Source organism: Serratia sp. BFP-2025, assembly GCF_050880365.1.
GTDB lineage: Bacteria > Pseudomonadota > Gammaproteobacteria > Enterobacterales > Enterobacteriaceae > Serratia > Serratia surfactantfaciens.
Map to the genome: position 1 here is coordinate 16,271 of NZ_JBPAFV010000005.1, position 15,756 is coordinate 32,026.

General features: G+C 52.3%; 28 protein-coding genes. All 28 read right to left on the reverse strand.

Features of this window, described 5'->3' with window-relative positions; genetic code table 11:
* The gene (gene rplR / locus ACRAWE_RS22140; protein WP_004929748.1) at positions 1–354 is read right to left on the reverse strand and encodes a 50S ribosomal protein L18; all 354 of its coding nucleotides are present in this window, start codon (positions 352–354) and stop codon (positions 1–3) included.
* A gap of 9 nt (positions 355–363) precedes the next feature.
* Positions 364–897 carry a 50S ribosomal protein L6 gene (gene rplF, locus ACRAWE_RS22145; RefSeq protein WP_004929751.1) on the reverse strand — a complete coding sequence of 178 codons (534 nt, stop codon included), beginning with the start codon at positions 895–897 and terminating at the stop codon, positions 364–366.
* A gap of 14 nt (positions 898–911) precedes the next feature.
* Positions 912–1,304: a 30S ribosomal protein S8 gene (gene rpsH / locus ACRAWE_RS22150; protein ID WP_004929753.1), complete on the reverse strand. Its 393-nt coding sequence runs from the start codon at positions 1,302–1,304 to the stop codon at positions 912–914.
* Positions 1,305–1,334: 30 nt separating this feature from the next.
* Entirely contained in the window at positions 1,335–1,640 is a 306-nt protein-coding gene (gene rpsN, locus ACRAWE_RS22155) for a 30S ribosomal protein S14 (RefSeq protein ID WP_019456186.1), read from the reverse strand.
* A 13-nt stretch (positions 1,641–1,653) separates the two neighbouring features.
* On the reverse strand, positions 1,654–2,193 hold the full coding sequence (gene rplE, locus ACRAWE_RS22160) for a 50S ribosomal protein L5 (protein ID WP_004929756.1): 540 nt from the start codon (positions 2,191–2,193) through the stop codon (positions 1,654–1,656).
* Positions 2,194–2,207: 14 nt separating this feature from the next.
* Positions 2,208–2,522 carry a 50S ribosomal protein L24 gene (gene rplX / locus ACRAWE_RS22165; RefSeq protein ID WP_019456185.1) on the reverse strand — a complete coding sequence of 105 codons (315 nt, stop codon included), beginning with the start codon at positions 2,520–2,522 and terminating at the stop codon, positions 2,208–2,210.
* A gap of 9 nt (positions 2,523–2,531) precedes the next feature.
* Positions 2,532–2,903, reverse strand: coding sequence for a 50S ribosomal protein L14 (rplN, locus tag ACRAWE_RS22170; protein WP_000613954.1), 372 nt, complete (start codon positions 2,901–2,903; stop codon positions 2,532–2,534).
* Between the two features lie 172 nt (positions 2,904–3,075).
* Positions 3,076–3,330: a 30S ribosomal protein S17 gene (gene rpsQ, locus ACRAWE_RS22175; RefSeq protein ID WP_004929760.1), complete on the reverse strand. Its 255-nt coding sequence runs from the start codon at positions 3,328–3,330 to the stop codon at positions 3,076–3,078.
* A complete protein-coding gene (gene rpmC / locus ACRAWE_RS22180) occupies positions 3,331–3,522 on the reverse strand; it encodes a 50S ribosomal protein L29 (RefSeq protein ID WP_004929762.1) in 192 nt (63 codons plus the stop codon).
* A complete protein-coding gene (rplP, locus tag ACRAWE_RS22185; protein ID WP_004929764.1) occupies positions 3,522–3,932 on the reverse strand; it encodes a 50S ribosomal protein L16 in 411 nt (136 codons plus the stop codon). The genes rpmC and rplP overlap by 1 nt, the downstream gene beginning before the upstream one ends.
* Before the next feature lie 12 nt (positions 3,933–3,944).
* On the reverse strand, positions 3,945–4,643 hold the full coding sequence (rpsC, locus tag ACRAWE_RS22190; RefSeq protein WP_004929766.1) for a 30S ribosomal protein S3: 699 nt from the start codon (positions 4,641–4,643) through the stop codon (positions 3,945–3,947).
* Positions 4,644–4,660: 17 nt separating this feature from the next.
* The gene (gene rplV / locus ACRAWE_RS22195) at positions 4,661–4,993 is read right to left on the reverse strand and encodes a 50S ribosomal protein L22 (RefSeq protein WP_002223844.1); all 333 of its coding nucleotides are present in this window, start codon (positions 4,991–4,993) and stop codon (positions 4,661–4,663) included.
* 14 nt (positions 4,994–5,007) lie between these two features.
* The gene (rpsS, locus tag ACRAWE_RS22200) at positions 5,008–5,286 is read right to left on the reverse strand and encodes a 30S ribosomal protein S19 (protein ID WP_004929772.1); all 279 of its coding nucleotides are present in this window, start codon (positions 5,284–5,286) and stop codon (positions 5,008–5,010) included.
* A 14-nt stretch (positions 5,287–5,300) separates the two neighbouring features.
* A complete protein-coding gene (rplB, locus tag ACRAWE_RS22205; RefSeq protein ID WP_004929775.1) occupies positions 5,301–6,125 on the reverse strand; it encodes a 50S ribosomal protein L2 in 825 nt (274 codons plus the stop codon).
* A gap of 18 nt (positions 6,126–6,143) precedes the next feature.
* Positions 6,144–6,446: a 50S ribosomal protein L23 gene (rplW, locus tag ACRAWE_RS22210; RefSeq protein ID WP_004951179.1), complete on the reverse strand. Its 303-nt coding sequence runs from the start codon at positions 6,444–6,446 to the stop codon at positions 6,144–6,146.
* On the reverse strand, positions 6,443–7,048 hold the full coding sequence (rplD, locus tag ACRAWE_RS22215; protein WP_004929779.1) for a 50S ribosomal protein L4: 606 nt from the start codon (positions 7,046–7,048) through the stop codon (positions 6,443–6,445). Before rplD ends, rplW begins: the two co-directional genes overlap by 4 nt.
* A 10-nt stretch (positions 7,049–7,058) precedes the next feature.
* Positions 7,059–7,688, reverse strand: a complete 630-nt coding sequence (gene rplC / locus ACRAWE_RS22220) for a 50S ribosomal protein L3 (RefSeq protein ID WP_015379265.1) — start codon at positions 7,686–7,688, stop codon at positions 7,059–7,061.
* 32 nt (positions 7,689–7,720) lie between these two features.
* Positions 7,721–8,032, reverse strand: a complete 312-nt coding sequence (rpsJ, locus tag ACRAWE_RS22225) for a 30S ribosomal protein S10 (protein WP_001181005.1) — start codon at positions 8,030–8,032, stop codon at positions 7,721–7,723.
* Between the two features lie 381 nt (positions 8,033–8,413).
* Complete coding sequence (gene bfr, locus ACRAWE_RS22230; RefSeq protein WP_432525897.1) at positions 8,414–8,890, reverse strand: bacterioferritin; 477 nt, start codon at positions 8,888–8,890, stop codon at positions 8,414–8,416.
* Between the two features lie 73 nt (positions 8,891–8,963).
* Positions 8,964–9,158: a bacterioferritin-associated ferredoxin gene (bfd, locus tag ACRAWE_RS22235; protein ID WP_071532885.1), complete on the reverse strand. Its 195-nt coding sequence runs from the start codon at positions 9,156–9,158 to the stop codon at positions 8,964–8,966.
* Between the two features lie 132 nt (positions 9,159–9,290).
* Positions 9,291–10,475, reverse strand: a complete 1,185-nt coding sequence (gene tuf / locus ACRAWE_RS22240) for an elongation factor Tu (RefSeq protein WP_057523900.1) — start codon at positions 10,473–10,475, stop codon at positions 9,291–9,293.
* Between the two features lie 70 nt (positions 10,476–10,545).
* Positions 10,546–12,660, reverse strand: coding sequence for an elongation factor G (fusA, locus tag ACRAWE_RS22245; RefSeq protein ID WP_025159914.1), 2,115 nt, complete (start codon positions 12,658–12,660; stop codon positions 10,546–10,548).
* 93 nt (positions 12,661–12,753) lie between these two features.
* Entirely contained in the window at positions 12,754–13,224 is a 471-nt protein-coding gene (gene rpsG, locus ACRAWE_RS22250) for a 30S ribosomal protein S7 (protein ID WP_004956203.1), read from the reverse strand.
* Between the two features lie 96 nt (positions 13,225–13,320).
* Complete coding sequence (gene rpsL, locus ACRAWE_RS22255; protein ID WP_004930426.1) at positions 13,321–13,695, reverse strand: 30S ribosomal protein S12; 375 nt, start codon at positions 13,693–13,695, stop codon at positions 13,321–13,323.
* A 143-nt stretch (positions 13,696–13,838) separates the two neighbouring features.
* A complete protein-coding gene (tusB, locus tag ACRAWE_RS22260) occupies positions 13,839–14,126 on the reverse strand; it encodes a sulfurtransferase complex subunit TusB (protein WP_019456119.1) in 288 nt (95 codons plus the stop codon).
* A 9-nt stretch (positions 14,127–14,135) separates the two neighbouring features.
* The gene (gene tusC, locus ACRAWE_RS22265; protein ID WP_063918427.1) at positions 14,136–14,495 is read right to left on the reverse strand and encodes a sulfurtransferase complex subunit TusC; all 360 of its coding nucleotides are present in this window, start codon (positions 14,493–14,495) and stop codon (positions 14,136–14,138) included.
* A 7-nt stretch (positions 14,496–14,502) separates the two neighbouring features.
* Positions 14,503–14,892, reverse strand: coding sequence for a sulfurtransferase complex subunit TusD (gene tusD, locus ACRAWE_RS22270; RefSeq protein ID WP_019456121.1), 390 nt, complete (start codon positions 14,890–14,892; stop codon positions 14,503–14,505).
* Complete coding sequence (locus ACRAWE_RS22275; RefSeq protein WP_019456122.1) at positions 14,892–15,614, reverse strand: helix-turn-helix transcriptional regulator; 723 nt, start codon at positions 15,612–15,614, stop codon at positions 14,892–14,894. Before ACRAWE_RS22275 ends, tusD begins: the two co-directional genes overlap by 1 nt.
* Positions 15,615–15,756 lie beyond the last annotated feature (142 nt).

Genomic DNA, 15,756 nt, shown 5'->3' on the forward strand with positions numbered 1-15,756 from the left:
TTAGAACTGAAGGCCAGCTTCACGGGCAGCATCTGCCAGTGCCTGGACTCGACCATGATATTGGAAACCGGAACGGTCAAAGGATACTTTCGCAATCCCTTTTTCCAACGCGCGCTCAGCCAGAGCTTTACCTACGGCTGCTGCTGCGTCTTTGTTACCGGAATACTTCAGTTGCTCCGCGATAGCTTTTTCTAAAGTAGAAGCGGCTACCAGTACTTCAGAACCGTTTGGAGCAATCACCTGTGCGTAAATGTGACGCGGGGTACGATGTACCACCAGGCGGGTTGCACCCAGCTCTTGGAGCTTGCGGCGTGCGCGGGTCGCACGACGGATACGAGCAGATTTCTTATCCATAGTGTTACCTTACTTCTTCTTAGCCTCTTTGGTACGCACGACTTCGTCGGCGTAACGAACACCCTTGCCTTTGTAAGGCTCAGGACGACGGTAAGCGCGCAGATCTGCTGCTACCTGGCCAATTACCTGCTTATCAGCGCCTTTCAGCACGATTTCAGTTTGGCTTGGGCATTCAGCAGTGATACCTGCCGGCAGCTGGTGATCGATAGGGTGAGAGAAGCCCAGGGCCAAATTCACCACGTTGCCTTTAACGGCAGCACGATAACCAACACCTACCAGTTGAAGCTTTTTGGTGAAGCCTTCGGTAACACCAACAACCATTGCGTTCAGCAGAGCGCGCGTGGTACCCGCTTGAGCCCATGCGTTAGCAAAACCTTCGCGCGGAGCGAAAGTCAGTGCGTTAGCTTCTTGCTTCACTTCAACGGCGTCGTGGATAGTACGAGTCAACTCGCCGTTTTTACCCTTAATCGAAATAACCTGACCGTTGAGTTTTACCTCTACGCCGGCAGGAATGACGACGGGTGCTTTTGCAACACGAGACATTCTTTCCTCCCGAATTAAGCTACGTAGCAGATAATCTCGCCACCCAGACCAGCCTGGCGAGCTGCACGATCGGTCATAACACCTTTAGAGGTAGAAACAACAGCGATACCCAAACCGGCCATAACTTTTGGCAGCTCATCTTTTTTCTTGTAGATGCGCAGACCTGGACGGCTGATACGTTGAATGCTTTCTACCACAGCTTTGCCCTGGAAGTACTTCAGTACCAGTTCCAGAACAGGCTTGGCGTCGCCTTCGATTTTGAAATCTTCAATAAAACCTTCTTCCTTCAGCACGTTGGCAATTGCCACTTTCAGCTTGGAGGAAGGCATGGTGACCGCAACTTTGTTCGCGGCTTGACCGTTACGGATACGGGTCAGCATATCCGCGATCGGATCTTGCATGCTCATCTGTCTTTACTCCCGTGATTCAATTGGTAATTACCAGCTAGCCTTTTTCAAGCCTGGTACTTCACCGCGCATAGCGGCTTCACGAAGCTTAATACGGCTCAACCCGAATTTGCCCACATAACCATGTGGACGGCCAGTTTGGCGGCAGCGTTTACGCTGACGAGACGGGCTGGAATCACGCGGCAGAGTTTGCAGCTTGAGAACGGCATCCCAACGATCTTCATCGGACGCGTTCACATCAGAGATAATAGCTTTCAGTTCAACGCGTTTTGCAAAGAACTTGTCAGCTAATTTCACGCGCTTGACTTCGCGTGCTTTCATTGATTGCTTAGCCATCAGTAACCCTGCCTTACTTGCGGAACGGGAAGTTAAAAGCAGCCAGCAGCGCGCGGCCTTCATCATCAGATTTCGCAGTAGTGGTAATGGTAATATCCAAACCACGAACGCGATCGACTTTGTCGTAGTCGATTTCTGGGAAGATGATTTGCTCACGCACGCCCATGCTGTAGTTGCCACGGCCATCGAATGACTTGGCGGACAGGCCACGGAAGTCACGGATACGTGGAACAGCAATGGAGATCAGACGCTCAAAGAACTCCCACATGCGTTCGCCACGCAGAGTTACTTTACAGCCGATCGGATAGCCCTGACGGATTTTGAAGCCTGCAACAGATTTGCGGGCTTTGGTGATCAACGGTTTTTGACCGGAGATGGCTGCCAGGTCCGCTGCGGCGTTATCCAGCAGTTTCTTGTCAGCAATCGCTTCACCAACACCCATGTTCAGGGTGATCTTCTCGACCCGAGGGACTTGCATGACAGAGTTGTAATCAAACTGAGACATCAGTTGTTTGACTACCTCGTCTTTGTAGTAATCATGCAGTTTCGCCATCGTATTACTCCAAATTACTTGATAGTTTCGCTGTTAGATTTGAAGAAACGGACTTTTTTGCCCTCTTCGAATCTAAAGCCTACACGGTCAGCCTTGCCGGTAGCCGCGTTGAAGATAGCAATGTTAGAAACCTGAATTGCAGCTTCTTTTTCAACAATGCCGCCTGGTTGGTTCAGAGCCGGAACCGGCTTCTGGTGTTTCTTAACCAGGTTGATGCCTTCAACAATGACCTTGCCAGCAGACAGGACATTTTTTACTTTACCGCGCTTACCTTTGTCTTTCCCGGTAATCACGATAACTTCGTCATCACGACGGATCTTCGCTGCCATGTTCGCTCCTTAGAGTACTTCTGGTGCCAGAGAGATAATTTTCATGAACTTCTCATTACGCAGTTCACGAGTTACCGGCCCAAAAATACGCGTACCGATAGGCTGCTCGCTGTTATTGTTCAAAATAACGCATGCATTGCCATCGAAGCGAATGACAGAACCGTCCGGGCGACGTACACCCTTCTTGGTGCGCACCACTACCGCCTTCAGAACATCGCCTTTCTTCACCTTACCGCGAGGAATTGCTTCCTTGATGGTAATTTTGATGATGTCGCCGACGCCTGCGTAGCGACGGTGCGAGCCACCTAGAACCTTGATACACATTACGCGACGTGCACCGGAGTTGTCGGCGACGTTCAGCATAGTCTGTTCTTGGATCATTTTAGTGCTCCGCTAATGTCAACTACTACTTTAAAGACCCAAGTAAAAATTAGGCCGTTGAAAAGCCCCATAACCGAGGGCGCAGCATTATAACACCGCTTACTTGGTATGGGTAGAAAAAATAAACGGCTCATTTTCTGAGCCGTTTATTAAGTGAGAGCCAGCTACTCTATTACAGAATCGCTTTCTCTACAACGCGAACCAACGTCCAGGACTTAGTCTTGGACAGTGGGCGGCATTCGCGGATTTCTACCACGTCGCCGGTACCACATTCGTTGTTCTCGTCATGTACGTGCAGCTTGGTCGTACGTTTGATGAATTTCCCGTAGATCGGGTGCTTCACAGTACGCTCGATAGCAACAACGATGGATTTCTCCATTTTGTCGCTAACAACACGACCCTGCAGGGTACGGATAACTTCAGTCATTTACACACCCGCCTTTTGAGTCAGTAAAGTCTTAACGCGTGCGACGTCACGACGCACTTGTTTCAACAGGTGAGTTTGTTGCAGCTGGCCACTGGCCGCCTGCATGCGCAAGTTGAATTGCTCACGCAGCAGGTTGAGCAGCTCGGCATTCAGCTCTTCAACGCTTTTTTCACGCAGCTCTTGTGCTTTCATTACATCACCGTCTTAGTTACAAAGGTGGTTTTGATCGGCAGTTTCGCTGCTGCCAGTTTGAATGCCTCGCGGGCAACCTCTTCTGGCACGCCGTCCATTTCGTACAGGACCTTACCAGGCTGGATCAGGGCAACCCAATACTCCACGTTACCCTTACCTTTACCCATACGCACTTCCAGCGGCTTCTCGGTGATCGGTTTGTCCGGGAATACACGGATCCAGATCTTGCCTTGACGCTTAACTGCACGAGTCATTGCACGACGAGCTGCTTCGATTTGACGAGCAGTCAGACGGCCACGGCCAACAGCTTTCAGACCGAAAGTGCCGAAGCTAACATCCGTACCTTGCGCCAGACCACGGTTGCGGCCCTTGTGCACCTTACGGAATTTTGTACGCTTTGGTTGTAACATCAGCGACTCTCCTTACTTGCGGCCTTTACGCTGCTGCTTTTTAGGTTGAGCAGCCGGTTCCGGTTGTTCAACTGCAGCCATACCACCCAGGATCTCACCTTTGAAGATCCATACCTTAACGCCGATTACACCATAAGTGGTGTGCGCTTCAGATGTGTTGTAGTCGATGTCCGCACGCAGAGTGTGCAATGGAACACGACCTTCGCGGTACCATTCGGTACGTGCGATTTCAGCGCCGCCAAGACGGCCGCTTACTTCAACTTTGATACCTTTAGCGCCAAGACGCATTGCGTTCTGTACAGCACGCTTCATAGCACGACGGAACATAACGCGACGTTCCAGCTGAGAAGTGATGCTGTCAGCAACCAATTTAGCGTCGAGTTCCGGTTTACGGACTTCGGCGATGTTGATCTGTGCAGGAACGCCAGCGATGTCCGCTACGACCTTGCGCAGTTTTTCGACGTCTTCACCTTTCTTGCCGATAACGATGCCTGGGCGAGCAGTGTGAATGGTCACACGGATGCTCTTCGCAGGACGCTCGATAACGATGCGAGAAACGGAAGCTTTCGACAGTTCCTTAGTCAGGAATTGACGAACTTTAAAGTCGCTGTCCAGGTTGTCAGCGAATTCTTTGGTATTCGCATACCAAGTAGAGTTCCAAGGTTTGACAATACCCAGGCGAATACCATTAGGATGTACTTTCTGACCCATTGCTAGTCTCCAGAGTCTCAGCGATCGGACACAACCACAGTAATGTGGCTGGTGCGCTTCAGGATGCGATCTGCACGACCTTTTGCACGCGGCATAATGCGCTTCATGCTTGGGCCTTCGTCTACGAAGATTTTCGTAACTTTCAGATCATCGATGTCAGCGCCATCGTTGTGTTCTGCGTTAGCAATGGCAGACTCCAGCACTTTCTTAACCAGACCAGCAGCTTTCTTGTTGGTGTAGGTCAGAGTTTCCAGAGCTTGCGACACTTTCTTACCGCGAATCAGGTCAGCAACAAGGCGAACCTTCTGAGCAGAAGAACGAGCGTGGCGATGTTTAGCGATAGTTTCCATCTCTTCCTCCTACCTTAGCGCTTTTTAGCTTTTTTATCAGCCGCATGGCCGCGATAAGTACGAGTCGGCGCGAATTCACCCAGTTTGTGACCGACCATTTCATCGGAAACGAACACTGGTACGTGCTGACGACCATTATGGACAGCGATGGTCAAACCGATCATGTTAGGAAAGATCGTTGAACGACGGGACCAAGTGCGCAAAGGCTTCTTGTCACCGCTTTCCACCGCTTTCTCTACCTTCTTCAGCAAGTGCAGGTCAATAAAAGGACCTTTCTTGAGAGAACGTGGCATGGCTTATCCTCTAATTATTTTTTGCTACGGCGACGTACGATGAACTTATCAGTACGCTTGTTGCTACGGGTCTTCTTACCTTTGGTCTGAACGCCCCACGGAGTTACCGGGTGCTTACCAAAGTTACGACCTTCACCACCACCGTGCGGGTGATCTACCGGGTTCATCGCCGTACCGCGAACGGTAGGACGAACACCACGCCAACGTGCAGCACCTGCTTTACCCAGAACGCGAAGCATGTGTTCAGCGTTACCGACTTCACCCAGGGTGGCGCGGCAATCAGCTGGAACTTTACGCATTTCGCCGGAGCGCAGACGCAGAGTTACGTAGGAACCATCACGAGCAACGATCTGAACGTAGGCACCAGCGGAGCGAGCCATCTGGCCGCCTTTACCTGGTTTCATTTCTACGTTGTGAACCGTTGAACCAACTGGAATGTTGCGCATCGGCAGGGTGTTACCCGCTTTGATTGCAGCATCAACGCCAGATTGAATCTGGTCACCAGCTTTCAGGCCTTTCGGCGCCAGGATGTAACGGCGTTCGCCGTCTTTGTACAGAACCAGCGCGATGTTCGCGGAACGGTTCGGATCGTACTCCAGACGCTCAACCACAGCAGGGATACCGTCTTTGTTGCGCTTGAAGTCAACCAGACGATAGTGTTGCTTGTGGCCACCACCGATATGACGGGTGGTGATACGGCCATTGTTGTTACGACCACCGCTTTTGCTCAGTTTTTCCAGCAGCGGGGCATAAGGTTTACCCTTGTGCAGCTCAGGGTTAACCACTTTAACAACGTGGCGACGACCCGGAGATGTAGGTTTACATTTAACAATTGCCATTGTTCTTACTCCTCCGACTTACTCTGCGCCGCCGATGAAGTCCAGATTCTGGCCTTCTTTCAGGGTGACGTAAGCTTTTTTCCAGTCGCTACGACGACCAACACGCTGACCGTGACGTTTCACTTTCCCTTTAACTACCAGGGTGTTCACGTCTTCGACTTCGACTTCAAACAGTTTCTGCACTGCAGCTTTGATTTCTGCTTTGGTCGCGTCTTTGGCAACTTTGAGAACGATGGTGTTGCTTTTTTCCATCGCAGCGGATGCTTTTTCAGATACGTGCGGTGCACGCAGCACTTTCAGCAAACGTTCTTCACGGATCATGCCAGCATCTCCTCAACTTGCTTCACAGCATCAGCAGTCATAACCACTTTGTCGAAGGCGATCAGGCTAACCGGATCGATACCTGCTACATCGCGCACGTCAACCTTGTACAGGTTGCGAGCTGCCAGGAACAGATTCTCATCCAGTTCACCGGTCACGATCAGCACGTCTTCCAGAGCCATATCTTTCAGTTTCTGTGCCAGCAGCTTAGTTTTAGGCGCTTCTACAGAGAACTTCTCGACAACGATCAGACGATCTTGACGTACCAGCTCGGACAGGATGCTTTTCAGCGCGCCGCGGTACATCTTTTTGTTTACTTTCTGACTGTGGTCCTGTGGCTTAGCAGCAAAGGTCACGCCGCCTGAACGCCAGATCGGGCTCTTTACAGAACCTGAACGCGCACGGCCGGTGCCTTTCTGACGCCATGGCTTTTTGCCGGAACCAGTTACTTCAGCACGGGTCTTCTGAGCACGGGTACCTTGACGGGCACCTGCTGCATAAGCAACAACAACCTGGTGTACCAGCGCTTCGTTGAAATCACGACCGAAGGTAGTTTCGGAAACAGTCAGCGCGCTTTGCGCGTCTTTCAATACTAATTCCATTGCTATCCCCTTACGCCTTCACAGCTGGTTTAACGATCAGGTTGCCACCGGTTGCGCCCGGTACAGCACCCTTAACCAGCAGCAGGTTGCGCTCAGCGTCAACACGTACTACGTCCAGGCTCTGAACGGTTACGCGCTCATCACCCAGGTGGCCAGCCATTTTCTTGCCTTTGAACACTTTGCCCGGAGTCTGGTTCTGACCGATAGAACCCGGAACGCGGTGAGACAAGGAGTTACCGTGGGTAGCGTCTTGGGTACGGAAGTTCCAGCGCTTAACAGTGCCAGCAAAACCTTTACCTTTAGAAGTACCGGTAACATCGACTTTTTTAACGTCAGCGAAGATTTCTACGCTAATTTCCTGACCTGCAGCGAACTCTTGACCTTCTTCAAGGCGGAATTCCCACAGACCACGGCCAGCTTCAACGCCAGCTTTAGCGAAATGGCCCGCTTCCGGCTTGGTTACGCGGTTAGCTTTTTTGCTACCGGTGGTAACCTGAACGGCACGGTAACCGTCGGTGTCCAGGCTTTTAACCTGAGTCACGCGGTTCGCTTCAATTTCAATTACGGTTACTGGGATAGAAACGCCATCTTCAGTGAAGATACGGGTCATACCCACTTTTTTACCGACTAAACCAATCATTGTTTCAACCTCTCAATCGCTCAATGACCTGATTAACCCAGGCTGATCTGCACGTCTACACCGGCAGCCAGATCCAGACGCATCAGAGCATCAACGGTTTTCTCGGTTGGCTCAACGATGTCAACCAGACGCTTGTGAGTGCGAATCTCGTACTGATCGCGCGCGTCTTTGTTGACGTGCGGAGAGATCAGAACGGTAAAGCGCTCTTTGCGAGTTGGCAGCGGGATCGGACCACGGACTTGCGCACCAGTGCGCTTTGCAGTCTCGACGATTTCCGCGGTTGATTGATCGATCAGACGATGATCAAACGCTTTCAGGCGGATACGGATTCTTTGGTTCTGCATGAGACCAGAGCTCCAATTATTTATAAACGTAAATAATTACTCCTCACACCCATTTCGATTGATGGGGGAGTGTAATCGTCAACATATAACCCCCATATCGGGAGTATTGTTCGAAAGGCAAAAAAGGCCTGCCAATCGACTGATTCGCTAAAATCAGGCTTACCAAGATTAGGTAAGCCCGCGCATTATACGCAAAATGGCCCAGGAAGCAAGCCGCAGTTGGAAATATGCTCAGGAAATCGTCATTTTTGCGCCTTCAGCGACGGTCGCGGGATGAAGGTGGCGATCAAGGTATGAATTATGCTTGGCGGGTAGCTCCCCTGCCCCACCGTAAAAACGGTTGCCGGCAGGAGAGGCGATGACGAACGGAAGGCAGGCTTACTATTTGCGTTCTAAAATCTGGGCCTGGGCATAGTTTTGAATGCCGAGGCGAGCGATCAGATCCAGCTCGGTTTCCAGCCAGTCGATATGCTCTTCTTCATCGGCCAGAATGTCGATCATCAAATCGCGGCTGACATAATCGTGAATCGAGTCGGCGTAGACGATACCTTCGCGCAGATTCTTGGCGCCCGCCAATTCCAGCGCCAGATCGGAACGCAGCATCTCTTCAATGTCTTCGCCGATGTTCAACTTACCGAGGTCTTGCAGGTTAGGGAGCCCTTCCAGGAACAGGATACGCTCGATGTAGCGATCGGCATGTTTCATTTCGTCGATCGACTCGTGGTATTCCTTATCGTTGAGGCGCATTAAACCCCAATTCTTGAACATGCGGGCGTGCAGGAAATATTGATTGATGGCAACCAGCTCGTTGCCGAGCAGCTTGTTGAGGTGAGCAATGATCTTTTTATCGCCTTTCATAGGTAACTCCTCCTGGCCAGTTCTAAAAGTGTAGAACCTGTAAGCCAAGAGTCAAAAATAACCTTACCCTTTGTTAGGCAACTTCATGCATTGGGATGATAGCTCCGCGTTCCTCCACCATAATTTGTCTTGCCTGACGAATGCACTTTCCACAATCGGTACCAATCGGCACAAGTTCACGCAGCTGCTTCATGGTGTGGGGATTGTGCTGACGCACCGCATTACGGATCGCTTTGTCAGTCACCGCATTACACAGACATACATACATAGAGAGACTCACTTCTTAACCAATGCATTGAGTCTAAATAGGAATGGTTTTTATTTCAATTAAGATTTGTACAAATTGCATAAAAAAAGGGCACCGAAGTGCCCTTTTTTGTGTCGAAAAAATTATTCGCGATTAAGCGATAACTTTAGCAACAACACCAGCGCCTACAGTACGGCCGCCTTCACGGATTGCGAAACGCAGACCGTCGTCCATCGCGATTGGGTGAATCAGGGTTACAATCATGTTCACGTTGTCGCCTGGCATTACCATCTCTACGCCTTCTGGCAGTTCGATGGTACCGGTCACGTCAGTAGTACGGAAGTAGAACTGTGGACGGTAGCCTTTGAAGAATGGAGTGTGACGACCACCTTCATCTTTGCTCAGGATGTACACTTCAGATTCGAACTGGGTGTGCGGCTTGATAGAGCCTGGCTTAGCCAGTACCTGACCACGTTCGATTTCTTCACGTTTGATACCACGCAGCAGAACGCCTACGTTCTCACCAGCACGGCCTTCGTCCAGCAGTTTGCGGAACATTTCAACGCCAGTACAGGTAGACTTAACGGTGTCTTTGATACCAACGATTTCAACTTCTTCGCCAACTTTGATGATACCGCGCTCAACACGACCGGTAACAACGGTACCACGACCGGAGATGGAGAATACGTCTTCGATTGGCAGCAGGAACGGCTTGTCGATTGCACGCTCTGGCTCTGGGATGTAGCTGTCCAGGGCTTCGGCCAGTTCGATGATTTTCGCTTCCCACTCAGCTTCGCCTTCCAGCGCTTTCAGCGCGGAACCGCGGATTACTGGCAGGTCGTCGCCTGGGAAGTCGTAAGCGGACAGCAGTTCGCGAACTTCCATTTCTACCAGTTCCAGCAGCTCTTCATCATCAACCATGTCGCATTTGTTCATGAATACGATGATGAAAGGAACGCCAACCTGACGACCCAGCAGGATGTGCTCACGGGTCTGAGGCATTGGGCCGTCAGTCGCAGCTACTACCAGGATCGCGCCGTCCATCTGAGCAGCACCGGTGATCATGTTTTTCACGTAGTCGGCGTGCCCTGGGCAGTCAACGTGCGCGTAGTGACGAGTCGGGGTGTCATACTCAACGTGAGAGGTGTTGATGGTGATACCACGAGCTTTTTCTTCTGGCGCGTTATCGATCTGGTCGAAAGCACGTGCAGAACCGCCGTAGGTTTTAGCCAGAACGGTGGTGATCGCTGCAGTCAGGGTAGTTTTACCGTGGTCAACGTGGCCGATAGTACCAACGTTAACGTGCGGTTTTGTACGTTCAAATTTTTCTTTAGACACGGCTATATTCCTTACTATAGCGCTCTCCCCTTCTGGAGAGAGCACGGGACTTTGGTTTTAACCCTGCGGCTTATTTGCCACGGGCTTCGATTACGGCCTGAGCGACGTTGTTCGGTGCATCATCATACTTCAGGAATTCCATGGTGTATGATGCGCGACCTTTAGTCAGAGAACGCAGCTGAGTTGCGTAGCCGAACATTTCGGACAACGGTACTTCAGCGTGGATCTTAACGCCAGTCACTTCAGATTCCTGACCGCGCAGCATGCCGCGACGACGGCTCAAGTCACCGATAACGTCACCGGTGTTCTCTTCTGGAGTCTCAACTTCAACCTTCATGATAGGCTCAAGCAGAACTGGTTTCGCTTTCTTAAAGCCTTCTTTAAAGGCGATAGACGCGGCCAGTTTAAACGCCAGTTCAGAGGAGTCAACGTCGTGGTAAGAACCGAAGTGCAGACGAATACCCATGTCTACTACCGGGTAACCAGCCAACGGACCAGACTTAAGCTGCTCCTGGATGCCTTTATCAACGGCAGGGATGTATTCGCCAGGAATTACACCACCTTTGATGTCGTTGACGAACTCGTAACCTTTCGGGTTAGAGCCCGGCTCCAGTGGGTACATGTCGATCACAACGTGACCGTACTGACCGCGACCACCAGACTGCTTGGCGTGCTTACCTTCAACATCGGTAATCTTCGCGCGAATCGCTTCGCGGTAAGCTACCTGAGGTTTGCCCACGTTAGCTTCAACGTTGAATTCACGCTTCATGCGGTCAACGATGATGTCGAGGTGCAGTTCACCCATACCGGCGATGATGGTCTGGTTAGACTCTTCGTCAGTCCATACGCGGAATGACGGGTCTTCTTTAGCCAGACGGCCCAGAGCCAGACCCATTTTTTCCTGGTCAGCTTTGGTTTTTGGTTCAACGGCGATAGAGATTACCGGCTCAGGGAATTCCATACGCTCCAGGATGATTGGAGAGTCTGGATCACACAGGGTGTCCCCGGTGGTCACGTCTTTCAGACCGATCGCAGCGGCGATGTCGCCTGCGCGAACTTCTTTGATCTCTTCACGCTTGTTGGCGTGCATCTGAACGATACGGCCGAAACGCTCGCGCGCAGCCTTAACGGAGTTCAGCACGGTGTCGCCGGAGTTAACAACGCCGGAGTACACGCGGAAGAAGGTCAGGTTACCCACGAACGGGTCGGTAGCGATTTTGAACGCCAGCGCAGAGAACGGCTCGTCATCACTTGCGTGACGCTCAGCCGGAGTGTCTTTGCCATCGTCCAGGATACCGTTGATCGCAGGAACGTCAGTTGGTGCCGGCAGGTATTCGATTACCGCATCCAGCATCGCCTGTACGCCTTTGTTCTTGAACGCAGAACCACAGGTAACCAGGATGATTTCGTTGTTCAGCACGCGCTGACGCAGAGCGGATTTGATTTCTTCCTCGGTCAGCTCTTCGCCGCCCAGGTATTTTTCCATCAGCTCTTCGGAAGCTTCCGCAGCGGACTCGATCAGGTTCTGGCGCCATTCTTCAGCCAGGTCCATCATGTCAGCCGGCACGTCTTCGTATTCGAAGGTTACGCCTGCATCTTCTTCGTTCCAGTTGATCGCCTTCATTTTCACCAGGTCGATAACGCCGGTGAATTTGTCTTCTGCGCCGATAGCCAGCTGCAGAGGAACAGGGTTGGCGCCCAGACGAGATTTGATCTGGCCTACAACTTTCAGGAAGTTAGCACCCATACGGTCCATTTTGTTAACGAACGCGATACGTGGCACTTTGTATTTGTTAGCCTGACGCCATACGGTTTCAGACTGTGGCTGAACACCACCAACAGCACAGTAAACCATTACCGCGCCATCCAGCACACGCATGGAACGTTCTACTTCGATGGTGAAGTCAACGTGCCCTGGGGTGTCGATGATGTTTACGCGGTGCGGTTCGAACTGCTTGGCCATACCAGACCAGAAGGCAGTAGTCGCTGCAGAAGTGATGGTAATACCACGCTCCTGCTCCTGTTCCATCCAGTCCATGGTGGCAGCGCCGTCATGAACTTCACCGATTTTGTGGTTTACACCGGTGTAGAACAGAATACGTTCGGTAGTGGTGGTTTTACCGGCGTCGATGTGAGCACTGATACCGATGTTACGGTAGCGTGCAATGGGTGTTGTACGAGCCATTTGATTCCTCTATTCCTAGGGCGTTCAAGTTCAGTTAACCCAAGCGGGCCGATTTGACGCGCCCGCTTGGTTAGCATAACTATCGCGTGGTGATTACCAGCGGTAGTGGGCGAACGCCTTGTTGGCTTCGGCCATACGGTGAACGTCTTCACGCTTCTTAACAGCAGAACCTTTGTTCTCTGCTGCGTCAGACAGCTCGTTCGCCAGGCGCAGAGCCATGGATTTATCACCGCGTTTACGTGCAGCATCAACGATCCAACGCATTGCCAGAGCATTACGACGAACCGGGCGGACTTCAACTGGTACCTGATAAGTAGAACCGCCAACGCGACGCGACTTAACTTCTACAGTCGGGCGAACGTTGTCGAGAGCGACTTCGAAAGCTTCCAGGTGATCTTTACCAGAACGCTGAGCCAGGGTCTCCAGCGCGGTATAGACGATTGCTTCTGCAGTAGATTTTTTACCGTCTACCATCAGGATATTTACAAATTTGGCCAGCAGCTCAGATCCGAACTTAGGATCTGGCAGGATTTTACGTTGGCCGATTACGCGACGACGTGGCATGGAAATACTCCGTTGTTAATTCAGGATTGTCCAAAACTCTACGAGTTTATTTTGACATTAAAGTTAAAACGTTTGGCCTTACTTAACGGAGAACCATTAAGCCTTTGGCTTCTTCACGCCGTACTTGGAACGAGCTTGCTTACGGTCTTTAACACCGGAGCAGTCAAGTGCACCACGGACGGTGTGGTAACGCACACCTGGCAAGTCTTTTACTCGACCGCCACGGATCAGGATTACGGAGTGTTCCTGCAGGTTGTGGCCTTCGCCACCGATGTAGGAAGTTACTTCGAAACCGTTGGTCAAACGCACACGGCAAACTTTACGCAGTGCGGAGTTTGGTTTTTTCGGGGTAGTGGTATATACGCGGGTGCATACGCCACGTTTCTGCGGGCAGGCTTCCAGCGCTGGAACGTTGCTTTTAGCAGCCTTCACAGAGCGTGGTTTGCGAACCAGCTGGTTAATTGTTGCCATTAAAAAAGCTCCTGGTTTTTGCTTCGTACTAGCTTCGTAAACATGTGATAAATCCCCTCGTATGCACTACTGGCAAAGTACGAGGACGCAGAATTTTATGGCTGACCAGTATGGGTGTCAAGAAATATACAACATCACTCTCATCACCAGGCCATTTGGCTGCGGTGTTGTTCGGTTAATTCAACGAAGTGATTATAGCCGACGACAGTGATTTTGTGCGAAAAATGACCAACCAATCCCCGGGCTTCCAGGTCGTCCTGCAGCGCATAAAGGGATATGGGGGCGGCGAGCAGCAATTCAAGATGAGCGCTGCCGGCAAGGCCTGCCAGCACGCCATCCTGCAGCAGCAATAGCGCGTCGCCTTCCGCCGTCAGGCGCAGCAGCGCAGGCAGGTCACATTGGTTTGGCGAATGGCTCAGGGTATACAGCATCAGAAGATCCTAAAACGTCATCACGGTATCGTAGCCGGCCAGTTCGCGGCGCAGTTCGTCCGGCGCCAGCACCTCGGCGTCCAGCACCCAATCGGTCACCTGGCCCAGCCCGCGCTCCTGCAGCGAAGCCTGGCACAGATAGCACCGTTCCACGTCATACAGCGGCAGCACGCCGAAGGTGGCGATGTAATTGCGCGCCAAAATTTTTTCCGGCTGTTGGCCCGGCAACAGCTGCAGCACGCCGTCACCAACAAAAAACACCCCTAGATCTTCACTGAGCGCCGACGTGGCGAGCAGCGCGTCCAGCCCTTCCCTGCCGCCGGCGCCGCCATGCGGCCCGTGGGTGAAAACAAAAGCGACTCGTTTCATCATATCCTCAGAACTGCACCAGACGGTCGCAACTCAGCGACGCTTCGGCCAGGGAACCCAGCCCGCTCAGGATAAAACCTGGCTGCAGGTTGGCGTTTGCCAGCCCCTGTTGCGCCGCCTCCTGCTCATCGGAGACGCCGCGGCGCAACGCGGCGGCCACGCAGACGTTGAGCGCCACGCCGTGTTGCTGCGCCAGCTGCGCCCAAGCGCGCACCAGATCGAACTCATCGCTGGCGGGCGCGGTCAGTTGGTTGGCGTTCAGCACCCCTTCACGGTAGAAAAAGACGCTGGAAAGACGGTGCCCTTTCGCCAGCAAAGCCTGAGCGAACTGATAGGCGCTGCTGGCCTGCTGCGTGCCGTAAGCCGGGCCGGTGACCAACAGACAATAATCGAGCATCAACGGTCGCTTCCCGACAGATCGCCGCTCTTGAACTGGCGGATGTACAGATAGACGGTGTGTTTGGAGATATTCAGACGATCCGCCACCTGGTTGATCGCATCCTTGATGTCGAAGATGCCTTTCTCATAGAGGTTGAGCACCACCTGACGGTTCTTGGCGTTATTGGACACCGAGCGGTCGGCGTTCACCTCTTCGATGGTGAACTCCAGCGTCTGCGCCACCAGATCGTCGACAGAAGAGGCGAAATTCACCGACGACGGCACGTCTTGCGTGGCCGGCGGCATAAAGGTCTGCATGATCTGTGAGAACGGCACATCGAGGTTCATGTTGATGCACAGTAGGCCGATCACCCGTTGTTCGCGATTGCGAATGGCGATGGTCACCGACTTCATCAGCACGCCGCTCTTGGCTCGCGTGAAGTAGGCTTTCGACACGCTGCTGTCGTCGCCGGCCATGTCGTGCAGCATGCGCAGCGCCAGGTCGGTGATCGGCGAGCCGATTTTGCGCCCGGTGTGTTCCCCGTTGGCGATGCGCACCGCCGAACTGTTCAGGTCTTCCAGCGCGTGCAATACGATCTCGCAGTGGCCGCCGATCAGCATCGCCAGCCCGTCGACCACCGCTTCATAGGATTTCAGGATTTCATGATCCGTTTGAGTAAACGGACGTTCATTCAGCAAATCAAGTTCGCTGGCTTCGCTGGATAAAAGCGAATTCGACATCGAAGATACCACCCTCATAGATCGCCTGTGCCAGGGGGCGCAGCTAAAATCGCTCGGACCGGCTCGCGGCCGTCGTCAGACATGCGCAGCGCAGTTGGCTGAGATCGACATGAAGCGGCCGGGAACAATTTTAGGTACACGC